Raw genomic sequence first — 554 nt, 5'->3', positions numbered from 1 at the left:
TGTTTGAGTTGAGGCTGATGTTGCCGCCGTTGCCATAAACGCGCACTGTCACTGCACCTGCGGTGAGGTCGCCGCCGACACCGGCGATCACGCTGCTGTCGCCTACGTTGGCGCCTGGAACCGTGAAGGTGACGCTGTCGATCGTGCCGTCAGTTGCCGTGTTGCCGGAGCTGGTACCGACACGCAGGAACAGCACTTGCGGGATGACGATCGTCATGTCCACGCGAGCGTTCGCTGTCGAGCCGACGATGGCAGGGTTAGTGAATGTGGATTCGGCGTGGGCGGTAGCGCTCAGCAGGCCGGTTAAGCCCAGGGTGCTGACAAGAAGGAGTTTTTTCATGATGTTTCCTAAGGGTTAAGGTTGAAGGTCAGAGCTGCGTAGCGGTGTAAGTAACTCGGCCGTTTTTGACGATGGTGCCGCCGTAGGTACCGGCTGCTGGCAAGGTTGCATTGAGGTAGGTGTAGGTCCACTTGCCTTCGACGCGGACAAGCTTGTTGGTAGCGGTCAACGTGGTGGCGGTACCGGCTCCGCCGCTTGCGCCCAGGTTGAATGC

Annotated in this window: 2 pseudogenes; both read right to left on the bottom strand. The window is 59.7% G+C overall.

The window, feature by feature from the left end:
- Positions 1–340, bottom strand: a pseudogene (locus AC1D1J_RS22585) (hypothetical protein); the annotation flags it as partial.
- A 28-nt stretch (positions 341–368) separates the two neighbouring features.
- Positions 369–554: pseudogene (locus AC1D1J_RS22580) on the bottom strand (hypothetical protein); the annotation flags it as partial.

It is taken from the genome of Polaromonas sp. P1_F8 (assembly GCF_056405635.1).
Note: the sequence above shows the minus strand (reverse complement) of the source record. Positions and strands in the feature narration are given on the sequence as shown.